Source organism: Nocardia sp. NPDC004722 (assembly GCF_053601505.1).
This window is the reverse complement of sequence record NZ_JBSGBY010000255.1, coordinates 1-11278: the sequence shown is the minus strand read 5'-3', so window position 1 is coordinate 11278 and position 11278 is coordinate 1. Positions and strand designations below refer to the sequence as shown.

At 68.3% G+C, this 11278-nt stretch carries 12 protein-coding genes; 10 read left to right on the top strand and 2 right to left on the bottom strand.

Annotated features, from left to right (window positions below):
* The 4 genes from ACWELQ_RS23850 to ACWELQ_RS23835 all read left to right on the top strand — a co-directional run.
* Positions 1–381, top strand: a 381-nt coding sequence (locus ACWELQ_RS23850; protein WP_452399264.1) for a sensor histidine kinase, incomplete at its 5' end; no start/stop codon positions are given.
* A gap of 133 nt (positions 382–514) precedes the next feature.
* Complete coding sequence (locus ACWELQ_RS23845) at positions 515–1384, top strand: ABC transporter permease (protein WP_452399263.1); 870 nt, start codon at positions 515–517, stop codon at positions 1382–1384.
* The gene (locus ACWELQ_RS23840) at positions 1381–2439 is read left to right on the top strand and encodes a taurine ABC transporter substrate-binding protein (protein ID WP_452399262.1); all 1059 of its coding nucleotides are present in this window, start codon (positions 1381–1383) and stop codon (positions 2437–2439) included. Before ACWELQ_RS23845 ends, ACWELQ_RS23840 begins: the two co-directional genes overlap by 4 nt.
* A complete protein-coding gene (locus ACWELQ_RS23835) occupies positions 2436–3233 on the top strand; it encodes an ABC transporter ATP-binding protein (protein ID WP_452399261.1) in 798 nt (265 codons plus the stop codon). Before ACWELQ_RS23840 ends, ACWELQ_RS23835 begins: the two co-directional genes overlap by 4 nt.
* A 79-nt stretch (positions 3234–3312) precedes the next feature.
* Here ACWELQ_RS23835 and ACWELQ_RS23830 read toward each other — a convergent pair whose 3' ends face one another.
* On the bottom strand, positions 3313–3648 hold the full coding sequence (locus ACWELQ_RS23830) for a transglycosylase family protein (protein WP_452399260.1): 336 nt from the start codon (positions 3646–3648) through the stop codon (positions 3313–3315).
* A 464-nt stretch (positions 3649–4112) separates the two neighbouring features.
* Between ACWELQ_RS23830 and ACWELQ_RS23825 the strand changes: the two genes are divergently transcribed.
* The 6 genes from ACWELQ_RS23825 to ACWELQ_RS23800 all read left to right on the top strand — a co-directional run bounded on the left by ACWELQ_RS23825 (position 4113) and on the right by ACWELQ_RS23800 (position 10156).
* Positions 4113–4859 (top strand): IclR family transcriptional regulator, encoded by a 747-nt coding sequence (locus ACWELQ_RS23825; RefSeq protein WP_452399259.1) that lies wholly within the window; start codon positions 4113–4115, stop codon positions 4857–4859.
* A gap of 152 nt (positions 4860–5011) precedes the next feature.
* On the top strand, positions 5012–6091 hold the full coding sequence (locus tag ACWELQ_RS23820) for an ABC transporter substrate-binding protein (RefSeq protein WP_452399258.1): 1080 nt from the start codon (positions 5012–5014) through the stop codon (positions 6089–6091).
* Positions 6088–6924: an ABC transporter ATP-binding protein gene (locus tag ACWELQ_RS23815; protein ID WP_452399257.1), complete on the top strand. Its 837-nt coding sequence runs from the start codon at positions 6088–6090 to the stop codon at positions 6922–6924. The genes ACWELQ_RS23820 and ACWELQ_RS23815 overlap by 4 nt, the downstream gene beginning before the upstream one ends.
* Complete coding sequence (locus ACWELQ_RS23810; protein ID WP_452399256.1) at positions 6917–7834, top strand: ABC transporter permease; 918 nt, start codon at positions 6917–6919, stop codon at positions 7832–7834. Before ACWELQ_RS23815 ends, ACWELQ_RS23810 begins: the two co-directional genes overlap by 8 nt.
* 21 nt (positions 7835–7855) lie before the next feature.
* Positions 7856–9202 carry an LLM class flavin-dependent oxidoreductase gene (locus ACWELQ_RS23805; protein WP_452399255.1) on the top strand — a complete coding sequence of 449 codons (1347 nt, stop codon included), beginning with the start codon at positions 7856–7858 and terminating at the stop codon, positions 9200–9202.
* Positions 9203–9220: 18 nt separating this feature from the next.
* Positions 9221–10156, top strand: a complete 936-nt coding sequence (locus ACWELQ_RS23800) for a TauD/TfdA dioxygenase family protein (protein ID WP_452399254.1) — start codon at positions 9221–9223, stop codon at positions 10154–10156.
* A gap of 86 nt (positions 10157–10242) precedes the next feature.
* Here ACWELQ_RS23800 and ACWELQ_RS23795 read toward each other — a convergent pair.
* A partial coding sequence (locus tag ACWELQ_RS23795) for an SPFH domain-containing protein (protein WP_452399253.1) occupies positions 10243–11278 on the bottom strand: 1036 nt, incomplete at its 5' end.

The following is an 11278-nucleotide window of genomic DNA, read 5'->3' as shown; positions in this document are numbered from 1 at the left end:
GCGCTGCGCTCCCCCGTGCCCGCCCACGTCCGCGTCGACCGCCTCGGCCGCTACCGGCCCGAGATCGAAACCGCCCTCTACTACTGCTGTCTCGAGGCCATGCAGAACAGCGCCAAACACGGCGGGCCGGGCACCACGGTCACCATCGCCGCGCAACAGCACGGCGGCACACTGCTTTTCACCCTCAGCGACACCGGCTGCGGCTTCGACCCGACGGCGGCCGGGCCGGGGTTGGGGCTGACCAATATGAACGATCGCCTCGCGGTGATCGGCGGCACCCTCACCATCGACTCCGCGCCCGGCATGGGCACCCGCCTCACCGCCGCCGTGCCCACCCGGCCGCTGCGGGCGAACCGGGGACCGGTTTCAGAATCACGGTGATCGTGGCGCTGTTCGCGCGCGCCGACACGCGACAGGATCTGGCCGGACGGTCGCGGCTCCCGCGACCGCCAGGTCCACCGTCGACAAGGAAGGCGCTTCGCGTGAGTCCCCACCGCGTGCTCGGAACCCGCACATGATCAGTCTCGGCGCGACGAAAACCGCTGCCACCGCGGTGAATCAGGCCCGATTCACCCTGCCCGGCCCCGTGCGCGGCCTGCTCGTGCGCGCGCTGTCGCTGGCCGTGCTGCTGGCGGTGTGGTGGGCGGTCGCCGCCGCGAAACTCGTCGACCCGCAATTCCTGCCCGGCCCGCGCGCGGTCTGGGACGCGTTCGTGCGGGCCAACAGCTGGCATCCGCTCGCGCCCGGCGTGCCACGGGAGGTGCCCGGCGAACAGAACTACTTCCTCTGGGAACACCTGCTGGCCAGCTTGCAGCGCATCGCCGTCGGCGCGGGCGCGGCGGTCCTGCTCGGGCCCGTCGTCGGATTCGCGCTCGGCACCTCGAAAGCGCTCGCCACGATCGTCGGCCCGTACCTGAACTTCCTGCGCACCCTGCCGCCGCTGGGCTATATCGGCCTGCTCATCGTGTGGTTCGGCATCGGCGACACCTCGAAGATCTGGCTGCTGTTCCTGGCCGCCTTCCCGCCCGTCGTGATCGCCACCATCGCAGGGGTGCACGGGGTTTCGGCCGATCGCGTCAACGCGGCGCGGTCCCTGGGGGCCTCGCGCGTGCAGGTCGTCACCCGCGTGCTGCTGCCCGCGACGCTGCCCGAGGTGATCGGCGGCATCCGGGTCGCCGTCGGCTTCGCCTGGACCACCGTGGTCGCGGCCGAGCTGAACAACGGCATCCCCGGCATCGGCGGTCTCGCGTTCCTGGCCGGGCAGCAGCTCAATACGCCGCTGACCATGGCCTGCATCCTCGTCATCGGACTCACCGCGCTCACTCTCGACGCGGTCATCAGCTGGATCGGCGCGCTGGTCGTGCCGTGGAAAGGCAAAGCGTGAAGCGCACTCTCACCACCCTGGCCCTCGCCGGACTGCTCACCGCGTCGCTGACCGCGTGCGTGCAATCCGGGCGCACCGACCAGTCGCGGGCCAGCGGCGACAAGCCCGCCTGCCCGGTGGCCGTGGACGAAAGCTTCACCGGCACCGTACGACTCGGCTACCAGGACATCCCCAACGGCGATCTGGTGGTCAAGGACGCCGGTCTGCTCGAGACCTGCCTGCCCAAGGCCACCATCACCTGGAGCAAGTTCGCCTCGGGCGCCACGGTCATCCAGGCGTTCGGGTCGAACTCCCTGGACCTGGGACTGCTCGGCAGCGCGGCCGCCGCCCGCGCGGTGTCCGCGCCGCTGAACATCCCCATGAAGGCGGTGTGGGTGCACGACGTGATCGGGGCCGCCGAATCGCTGGTCGTGAAGGATCCGGCGATCACGAGCGTGGCGGGCCTGCGCGGCAAGCGCATCGCGGTGCCCTTCGCCAGCACCTCGCATTACAGTCTGCTCGCGGCGCTCGCCGCCGCGGGCGTCGAGCGGGACGTGCACCTGGTGAACCTGCAGCCCGACGCCATCGCCGCGGCCTGGAAGGGCGGCGATATCGACGCGGCCTTCATCTGGGAACCGACGTTGTCGGAACTGGTGAAGACCGGGCACGTGGTCACCACGGCCGCCGACACCGCCAAGGCGGGCAAACCGACCTACGACCTGGAAGGCGCACGCGCCGACTTCGTTTCGGCCAATCCGCGCTTCCTCGAGGTGTGGACCGCCGCGCAGAACTGGGCCGTCAACCTCATCAACACCGCGCCCGACACCGCGGCCACCCGGATCTCGGCGCAGCTGGGCGTCCCGGTCCCCGATATCCGCAAGCAGCTCGGCGAGTACGGCTACCTCGACGCGGCCACCCAGGCCGGACCCGCCTATCTCGGCAAGCAGCTCGGCCTGGATCTGAAGTCCGCCGCCGATTTCCTGTTGAGCCAGGGCGAGATCCAAGGACTGGCCGCCCCGGACGCGTACGCGGGCGCGGTCTACGCCAATGCCGCCGCGACGGTGAGCGCGAAATGACCGCCGCGCTCGAGGTGCGCGACCGGGTGGTGCTGACGGACGTCTCCAAGACCTACGACACCCCGACCGGCAGCACCGTCGCGCTCTCCCCTACCGACCTGGTCATCGAGCCCGGTGAGTTCGTGAGCGTCGTCGGCCCCTCGGGCTGCGGGAAAACCACGCTGCTGCAACTGCTCGGCGGCTTTCTGCCGCCCAGCACCGGCAGCCTGCTGGTCGGGCAGGACCCGATCGAGGGACCCGGCCCGCAGCGCGGGGTGGTCTTCCAGGCCCCCACCCTGTACCCGTGGTTGTCGGTGCGCGGCAATATCGAGTTCGGCCCGAAATGTCGTGGTGTGGACAAGAAGACGCGGCGGGCGGCGACCGACCGGATGCTCGAACTGGTTGGTCTCGCCGACTTCGGCGACAAGCGGCCCTACGAACTGTCCGGCGGCATGCAGCAGCGGGCACAGATCGCGCGGGTGCTGGTCAACGATCCGCGCATCGTGCTCATGGACGAACCGTTCGGCGCGCTCGACCAGCTCACCCGCGAACGCTTGCAGGTCGAGTTGCTGCGGCTGTGGCGGGAGGCGGGCAAAACCATTGTGTTCGTGACCCATTCGGTGGCGGAGGCGGTATTCCTGTCCACCCGGGTATTGGTCATGAGCGCCCGCCCGGGCCGGATCATCGTGGATCGCCGCATCGAATTACCGAATGATGACGATGCCGGGGTGCGTGACCTCGCGGTCACGGCCACACCCGAGTTCCAAGCCCTCAAGACAGAATTGGCGGCGGCGATCTACGCGGCACACGCCTAGGTCTGGAAATACGACAATGGCCCTCGCCGCATATTTGCGGAGAGGGCCATTGTTTTGTTCTGACTAACGCGGAACCTGATTACAGGTACGCGCCGCACACGGGCCAGGCGCCCGCGCCCTGGCCGGCGAGCACGTTCTCCGCGACGCGGATCTGCTCTTCGCGGCTGGCGTTGGAGGCGTTGCCCGAACCGCCGTAGGCGTTCCAGGTGCTCTGGGTGAACTGCAGCCCGCCGTAGAAACCGTTGCCGGTGTTCGCGGCCCAGTTTCCGCTGGCCTCGCAGTTGGCGACGGCGTCCCAGTTGTGCCCGGCGGCCGACGCGGTCGCGGTGGACAGCGCGAACGGAACGGACACGAGCGCGCCGACGGCCGCGGTCGCGGCGAGCATGCGGGTGGTGAGCTTCCGGTTGCGATGCATATGTGTTTTCCCTTGCCTGCGCCCACCGTCCCGCGCTGTGAGCTGCGGTTCCCCGTCCCCAGGGTTATCGGTTGCTCTCGAATCGCGGGACGGGTTCCGGCGTTCGTCGATTCGAGCGGGGGCCCGGAGGAATCCGAGCCGAGAACGACGGTAACGGATCAATCACGGCGAATCACGTATCGATCACGGGCAGTTGACAAAACGGTATCTGCCGCACTCGATGCGTTTACGCAGTTGGCATCGGAGTGTCGCGAAATCACATTTCTGGAATTTACGGCCGAATTTGTGACGGAGGTCACGGGAAAATGGTGACCCCGATCGCGTAATACAAAGTCGACACAAAACGATGCGCACCGAAAATCACCCTCCGACCGGCTCGGATCGCGCTGCGCGCAACCGTTGCCCCAGGTCAGAGCCGTCGCCATAGTGCCTGCAATACCGTTTCGGGTCCCGCAGGAGGAACCATGGCCGCCATCGATGAACCCCGATCGGGCGCACGCGCCGTCGACCGCGCGGTGCAGGTGCTCAATTGCTTCGAGGGCGACGATCCCGAGTTGTCGGTCAGCGAACTGGCTCAGCGGGCCGGGCTGCCCGTCAGCACGACCCACCGGCTCGCCCAGGCCCTGGTCCGCGGCGGGCTGCTGGAACAGGACCCTGCGACCGACCGCTACCGCGTCGGTCACGGACTGGCCACCCTGGCCCGGCCCGCCCTCACCCGGCTGGGTCTCGACTCGGTCGCACCCCATCTCTACGCGCTGGCGGCGGGCATCCGGATCACCGTCAGCGTGAGCGTGGCCGACGACCGCGACGCCGTCACGGTGTTCCAGGCGCGGCCGCCCGTCTACTTCTGCCACCACCAGGTGCCGCGGCCCCGCCAATCCCTTCAGACCAGCGCGACCGGGCATGCGCTGCTGGCCTACTCACCGGCCCGCGCCACCGCCGATGTCGACCTCGACCGCGTCCGCCACATCGGCTTCGCCTCGGAGCTCATCGAGAGCGAGGATCCGATCCGGTCGCTCGCGGTGCCGATCGTCGGCCCGCATCGGCAGGTGCAGGGTGCGCTGGCGGTACAGGCCCGCTCCGCACGGCTGGACGACGAGCTCATCCGCGCGGTGGTGCCCGCCATGCGCATCGCGGCCGGGCGGATCGCGCCGCTGTTTCAAACCACCGGCGCCCCAGCGTTTTCCGCCGCCGAATTTCGCTCACGCTGATTTCCACATCGTGAAATCGCGATTGCCGCGCCGGTCGCGGCATCGCAGCATATGTGCACTCCCCGTCTCGAAAGGGATTCCCATGCAGCTCTGTTGTCGCCCCGGACACGAATCAGCCCGTACGACAGACATATTCACCGAAAGAGTCCCCCATGGCATTCCCGCTCCGCCGTCCCCGGCTGCGGCGCGCCCTCGCGGCCGCGTTCACCGTCACCAGTGCGGTGGTCCTGCTCACCGGCTGCGCCAAGACCGACGCCGGCACGACCGCCGACGGTAAGACCGTCGTCCGCTACCAGGGCACCACCGGTCAGGTCACGGCCTTCGAACTGGCCGCCGACCTCGGCTACTTCAAGAAGATCGACCTCCACTGGGAGGGCGATACCACCAGCGGCCCGGCCAATATCCAGGCCGCGGCCACCAAGCAGGTCGAATTCGGCAGCGCCTTCAACGGCGCGGTCATCAAGCTCGTGGCGGGCGGCGCGCCCGTGACCGCCGTGCTCAGCTCCTACGGCGCGGACGAACTGAACTTCACCGGCTACTTCGTGCGTGACGACTCCGGCATCAAGTCGGCCCGCGATCTCATCGGCAAGAAGGTCGGCGTCAATACCCTCGGCGCGCACCACGAGTTCATCACCCGGCAGTGGCTGCACGATCAAGGTCTCAGCGACAGCGAGATCAAACAGGTCCAGCTGGTGGTGCTGCCGCCCGCCAATACCGAGGAAGCGCTGCGCAACGGGCAGATCGACGTGGCCGCGCTCGGTGGCGTCTTCCGGGACAATGCCGTCGGCCGAGGCGGTCTGCACCCGCTCTACACCGACAAGGACCTGTTCGGGAAATTCGATTACGGCACATACGTTTTCCGCAACGACTACCTGAAGTCGCACGCCGACGCGGTGGCCGACTTCGTGCAGGGCACCGCCCGGGCCACCCGATGGTTGCAGGTCACGCCGCGCGATCAGGTGGTCGCCAAGTTCACCGACATCATCACCAAGCGCGGCCGCAACGAGAACACCTCGCTGCTGCAGTACTACCACTCCTACGGCGTTCCGGTCCCCGGCGGCGTGATCGCCGAGAAGGAAATCCAGATCTGGGTCGACTGGCTGGTGCGCAATGGTGAACTGCCCGCGGGCAAGCTGACGGCCAAGGACCTCTACACCAACAAGGACAACCCGTACGCCAACGGCACCTATCCGGAGAACTCCGGACCCAGCGGCGAGGCGGTGGCGAAATGAGCGGCACGACAGTGAAACTCGCGCTCGCCGGGGTGGGCAAGGAATTCACGGTGCGAGGTGAGCAGGACGCGTTCACCGCGCTCGAGGACATCACCGTCGATGTTCGCGACGGCGAGTTCCTGGTGCTGGTCGGGCCCAGCGGTTCGGGCAAGTCCACGCTGCTGGACCTGCTGGGCGGGCTCGGGAAGCCGACGTCCGGGCAGATCCTGCTCGACGGCGCGCCCGTGACCGGACCGGGCCTGGATCGCGGCATCGTGTTCCAGCAGTACGCGCTGCTGCCGTGGCGCACGGCCCGCGCCAATATCGAATTCGGGTTGGAGGCCAAGGGCATTCGCCGCCGCGAACGCCGCCGGATCGCCGAGCACTATCTCGAACTGGTCGGCTTGGCCGGATTCGGCGAGCGGTACCCGCACGAGCTGTCCGGCGGCATGAAGCAGCGGGTCGCCATCGCCCGCAGCCTGGCCTTCGACCCGGAAGTGCTGCTGATGGACGAGCCGTTCGCCGCACTCGACGCGCAGACCCGGGAGTCGTTGCAGGACGAGCTGTTACGGATCTGGCGAGCCACCGGCAAGACGGTGCTGTTCATCACCCACGGCATCGACGAGGCGGTCTACCTGGGTCAACGGGTCGCGGTGCTGACGTCGCGGCCCGGGCGGATCAAGGCGATCGTCGATATCGATCTGGATCGCGACGGCGATCCGGACGTCCGCTCCAGCGAACGGTTCCGCGAACTGCGCCACCACGTCTGGTCATTGCTGCACGACGAGGTGGCGCGCGCCCAAGACCTGGAACAGGCCGCGCTCGCCGCCGACAGGAGGACGACCAATGTCTAGCGCACTGCGATTGCCGCACGCGGCCCTCGAATTCCCGGACCTCACCACCGGCCACACGGCCTCCGAGACCACCGCGAGCGTCACCGATGCTGCGACCACCACGGATTCGGCGGTGTCGCGCCGGAAACCTTCGGTGCTTTCTCCGGCGGCCATCGGCCGGGCGGCGTGGCGGGTCGGCAAGCCCAGCATCGTGATCGCGGCCTTCCTCGGACTGTGGGAGGCGGCACCGCGGCTGGGACTGGTCGACGACATCTTCCTGCCACCGTTCTCGACGGTCGTCCAGGCCGGTATCGAACTCATCCGCAACGGTCAAATGTGGGACAACGTCTCCACCAGCCTGACCCGCTCGCTCATCGGCTTCGCGATCGCGCTCATCGCCGCGATCCCGGTCGGCGTGGCCATTGCCTGGTACAAGCCGGTGGCGGATTTCCTCAGTCCGATCCTCGAACTCTTCCGCAATACCGCCGCGCTGGCGCTGCTGCCGGTGTTCATCCTGATCCTCGGCATCGGCGAGACCTCCAAGATCGCGCTGGTGGTGTACGCCGGGTTCTTCCCGATCCTGCTCAACACCATCAGCGGGGTGCGGACCGTCGATCCGCTACTGGTGAAATCCGCGGTGTCGCTGGGCTTCTCGCCGCTGCGGCTGTTCCAGAAGGTGATCCTCCCGGCCGCGGTGCCGTCAATCTTCACCGGTATCCGGATGGCCGCGTCCGGCTCGATCCTGGTGCTCATCGCCGCGGAGATGTTCGGGGCGCGCGCCGGACTGGGCTACCTGATCACCGCGGCACAGCAGAACTTCCAGATCCCCGACATGTACGCCGGGATCGTCGCCATCGCCCTGGTCGGGCTCGTCTACAACGGCGTGCTGGTGGCCATCGAGCGGCGACTGTCGCGCTGGCGCACCAACTGACCCTCCCGAGGAGACCTCTCTATGACCAACGCACGCAAGCCTTTCCACCTCAACGCCTTCTTGATGGGTGTCGGCCACCATGAGGCCGCCTGGCGGCATCCGCGCACCCAGGAGCGCCGGGTCCTCGACGTCGCGCACTTCCAGGAGCTCGGGCAGATCGCCGAGCGCGGCAAGCTCGACTCGGTGTTCTTCGCCGACGGGCTGGCCGTCGGCCCGCGCATCAAGCGCAATGCGCTGGCCGTGTTCGAACCCGTCACGCTGCTCGCGGCCATCGCCGCCGTCACCCAGCACGTGGGGCTCATCGCGACCGCTTCGACCAGCTACAACGAACCCTTCAACCTGGCCCGCAAATTCGCCTCCCTCGACCACATCAGCGGCGGCCGCGCGGGCTGGAACATCGTCACCTCGGGCAGTGAGGAGGAGGCGTTCAACTTCGGCTACGACGCCATCCCCGAGCACGCCCGCCGCTACGAGCGCGCCGACGAATTCGTCGATCTGGCCGTACAGCTGTGGGACAGCTGGGAATCCGATGCCGTGGTGCTCGACGCGGAGACCGGCGTCTTCGCCGACCCGGACAAGGTGCACACCCTCGACTACCGGACCGAGCGTTTCCGGGTGCGCGGCCCGCTCAACTCGCCGCGCAGCGTGCAGGGGCGACCGCTGCTGGTGCAGGCCGGATCCTCGGAGAGCGGAAAGGAATTCGCGGCCAAGTACGCCGAGGCCGTGTTCACCGCGCAGCGCACCATCGAAGAAGGCCAGGAGTTCTACCAGGACCTCAAGGAACGGCTGCCCAAGTACGGACGTTCGGCCGACGACCTCAAGGTGCTGCCGGGCCTGGTGCCGTTCATCGCCGACACCGAAGAGGAGGCCCGCGCGCTCGAGCAGGAGTTCACCGACCTCATCTCGCCGGATTACGCACTGCGGCAACTGTCCTCGCTGCTGGGCGTCGACCTCACCGAGCACGCCCTCGACGCGCCGCTGCCGCCGCTGCCGCCGGTGACCGCCATCGAGGGCGGCAAGAGCCGCTTCACGCTGGTCAAGGAGCTCGCCGAGAAGGAGGAGCTGACCGTGCGCCAGCTCATCGGCAAGCTCGGCGGCGGCCGCGGCCACCGCACCTTCGCGGGCACCCCCGAACAGATCGCCGACGAATTGCAGAGCTGGTACGAAGGCGGCGCGGCCGACGGCTTCAACATCATGCCGCCGTACCTGCCCGGCGGGCTCGAGGACTTCGTCGACCGGGTGGTGCCGATCCTGCAGCAGCGCGGGCTGTTCCGCACCGACTACACCGCCACCACCCTGCGCGGTCACTACGGGCTCGCGCCCGTCGAGAGCCAGTTCACCCCTGTTCGCACCCAGGCGACCGCCTGACCTCGGAAAGGAAAAGCCATGACCACCACCGAGAACCCCGTGACCACCTTCCGCATCGCACCCGTCGCCGGTCACATCGGCGCCGAGATCAGCGGCATCGACCTGGGCGGCGACTTCACCGACGAGCAGATCGCGGTCCTCACCGCGGCACTGCACGAATACAAGGTGCTGTTCTTCCGAGACCAGACCATCGGGCACGCCGAGCAGATCGCCTTCTCCAAGCGGTTCGGCGCGGTCACGCCCTCGCACCCGTACGACGATGACGCGCCCACCGAGTTCCCCGAGATCCTCGCCGTCGACAGCCGCCTGTACGAAAAGCGGTTCGGGCGCAAGAAGTTCAGCTACACCAACCATTGGCACACCGATGTGTCGCCGCTGATCAACCCGCCCGCCGCCTCCCTGCTGCGGGCCGAGATCGCACCCGAGCGCGGCGGCGACACCCAGTGGACCAATCTCGCCGCCGCCTATGCGGGCCTGCCGGATTCGCTCAAGTCGTTCCTCGACGGGTTGCGCGCCGAACACCGCTTCGGCGGCAAACTGCCCGCCTGGGACTCCGAGAGCGACTACGCCAAGCGGGTCGCGGCCGCACCGCTGGTCACCGAACACCCGGTGGTGCGGGTGCATCCGGTCACCGGGGAACGCGTGCTGTTCGTGAACCCGGGCTTCACCACCCGAATCATCGGCCTCAGCCCGCGCCAGAGCGACGCCCTGCTGGAACTGCTCTACGCCGAGCTGTCGGATCCCGCCTACACGGTCCGATTCCGTTGGGAGAAGGGCAGTGTCGCGTTCTGGGACAACCGCGCCACCGCGCATCTCGCGCCCAGCGACCTCGACCACCTGGACGTGACCCGGGTGCTGTATCGCACGACCTTGGAAGGCGACGTGCCGGTGGGCGTCGACGGGGAGCCGTCGCGCTCCATCGCCGGTGCGCACTTCGGCGGCACACAGAACTGACCCGCACCGGATATCGGGCGAGGCCCTCTCGACAGTGTCGAGAGGGCCTCGCCCGCATGAAGTATTCGACTCTCAGCGCGAAATGCTCAGCGCCCCTGGGGCGGTCGCGGTGGCGGATTCTGCCATCGCTGATCCGGTTCCTGACCGTACTGTGGCGGGGCGGGCTGCGGGCCCGGCTGTTGCGGCAGCCGCTGTTCCAGCGGTGTGCGGGTCGGGGTGGGCGGCAGCCCCGTGGTCGGAGGCTCGACCGGAGTCCGGGCGTCTGCCTCGGCCGCGCGCACGGCCCGCTGGGTGGCGGGATCGGTGGCGGTGTCGAACCAGTCGGCGACCTCGTCGGAATCATCCTCGGCTTCCGGCGCGGCGCCGTCCGCGGCGGGTTCATAGCGGAAGACGCCGTCCTCGCCCTGCTTGCCGAAGCCGCGCGCGAAACCCTCCAGGGCCTTGCCGAAATCGCTGGGCACCAGCCACACCTTGTTGGCGTCCCCCTTGGCGACCTGCGGCAGCGTCTGCATGTACTGGTAGGCCAGCAGTTCGGGGGTGGGCTTGCCGTTCTTGATGGCGGCGAACACCTTCTCGATGGCCTTGGCCTGACCCTGGGCCTGCAAGTACGCGGCGGCCCGTTCACCCTGGGCGCGCAGAATGCGGGACTGCCGCTCACCCTCGGCCGACAGGATCTGCGCCTGCTTGCCGCCCTCGGCCGCGAGGATCTGCGCCTGCTTCTGGCCCTCGGCCGTCTTGATCGACGCCTCGCGCTGACCCTCGGCGGTCAGGATGATGGCGCGCTTCTCACGGTCGGCCTTCATCTGCTTCTCCATCGATTCCTGAATCGACGGCGGCGGATCGATGGCCTTCAACTCCACGCGCGAGACCCGCAGGCCCCAACGGCCGGTCGCCTCGTCGAGGACACCGCGCAGCTGGTGGTTGATCTGGTCGCGGGAGGTCAGCGTCTCCTCGAGGGTCATGCCGCCGACCACGCTGCGCAACGTGGTGATCGTCACCTGGTCCACGGCGGCAATGTAATTGGAGATCTCGTAGACCGCGGCCTGCGGACTGGTGACCTGGAAGTAGACCACCGAGTCGATCTGCACGGTCAGGTTGTCCTGGGTGATCACCGGCTGCGGC

What these genes read in the sequence shown, in the direction of transcription:
- ACWELQ_RS23845 (WP_452399263.1), top strand. Translation starts at nt 515, where the DNA reads ATGATCAGTCTCGGCGCGACGAAAACCGCTGCCACCGCGGTGAATCAG.
- ACWELQ_RS23835 (WP_452399261.1), top strand. Translation starts at nt 2,436, where the DNA reads ATGACCGCCGCGCTCGAGGTGCGCGACCGGGTGGTGCTGACGGACGTC.
- ACWELQ_RS23830 (WP_452399260.1), bottom strand. Translation starts at nt 3,648, where the DNA reads ATGCATCGCAACCGGAAGCTCACCACCCGCATGCTCGCCGCGACCGCG.
- ACWELQ_RS23825 (WP_452399259.1), top strand. Translation starts at nt 4,113, where the DNA reads ATGGCCGCCATCGATGAACCCCGATCGGGCGCACGCGCCGTCGACCGC.
- ACWELQ_RS23820 (WP_452399258.1), top strand. Translation starts at nt 5,012, where the DNA reads ATGGCATTCCCGCTCCGCCGTCCCCGGCTGCGGCGCGCCCTCGCGGCC.
- ACWELQ_RS23815 (WP_452399257.1), top strand. Translation starts at nt 6,088, where the DNA reads ATGAGCGGCACGACAGTGAAACTCGCGCTCGCCGGGGTGGGCAAGGAA.
- ACWELQ_RS23810 (WP_452399256.1), top strand. Translation starts at nt 6,917, where the DNA reads ATGTCTAGCGCACTGCGATTGCCGCACGCGGCCCTCGAATTCCCGGAC.
- ACWELQ_RS23805 (WP_452399255.1), top strand. Translation starts at nt 7,856, where the DNA reads ATGACCAACGCACGCAAGCCTTTCCACCTCAACGCCTTCTTGATGGGT.
- ACWELQ_RS23800 (WP_452399254.1), top strand. Translation starts at nt 9,221, where the DNA reads ATGACCACCACCGAGAACCCCGTGACCACCTTCCGCATCGCACCCGTC.